The sequence below is a fragment of the Streptomyces sp. AC627_RSS907 genome (assembly GCF_019049165.1).
In genome coordinates, this window is record NZ_JAGMUE010000356.1 from 1 (window position 1) to 776 (window position 776).

The 776-nt window shown below is 68.2% G+C and carries 1 protein-coding gene; it reads left to right on the top strand.

Features of this window, described 5'->3' with window-relative positions; all coding sequences use genetic code 11:
• Nucleotides 1–166: 166 nt before the first annotated feature.
• The coding region (locus KUM32_RS35710) for an extracellular solute-binding protein (RefSeq protein ID WP_217146072.1) at nt 167–776 on the top strand (610 nt) is incomplete at its 3' end.

A 776-nucleotide genomic window follows, 5' to 3' on the forward strand; every position in this document is an offset into this window, starting at 1 on the left:
GAACGGGTGCCCCCGCCGCGCCGACGCCGCCCGGCGCGCGGCGGGCGGGTGCCCGTTTGTCCAAGGGTCGCGCGTGAGCGTCCATGGACCCGTCCGGGACGTGGCGCGAATCCTTGAGCCCCGACCGGGTCGCCGCGACACCCCCGACGAAGGCGAGCGTGTGAGCATGACAACCATCGACGTGGGACGGCGCTCCCTCATCAAGCGCGCCACCGCGACCGGCCTCCTCACCGTGCCCGCACTCGCCGCACTCAGCGCGTGCGCGACGGGCGGCGGCGGGGGCACGCAGCAGGTCGCCGAGGGCAAGAAGTCGGCGCGGAATCCGCTGGCGGTCAACGAGAGCGCGGGGCTCGACGTCGTCATCTTCGACGGCGGTTTCGGCGAGGAGTACGCGAAGGCCGCGCAGGCGGAGTACGTGAAGGCGTATCCGAAGACGGACGGGAAGATCAAGCATTCGGCGACGCAGAAGATCCAGGCGAAGTTGGCGCCGCGGTTCAACGGTGGTACGCCGCCGGATCTGATCGACAACTCGGGTGCGGAGCAGATGGATTTCGGCACGTTGGTGTCGAAGGACCAGCTCACGGATCTGCGGGAGTTGTTGGACGCGCCGTCGCTGGATGATCCGAACAAGAAGGTGCGGGACACGCTGCGGCCTGGCGTGTTGGAGATGGGCCAGTTCGAGGGGGACGAGGTCTGGGTCCTGTACTACGCCTACACCATCTACGGGGTGTGGTATTCGAAGTCGTTGCTGGCCAAGCACGGCTGGGAGTATCCGC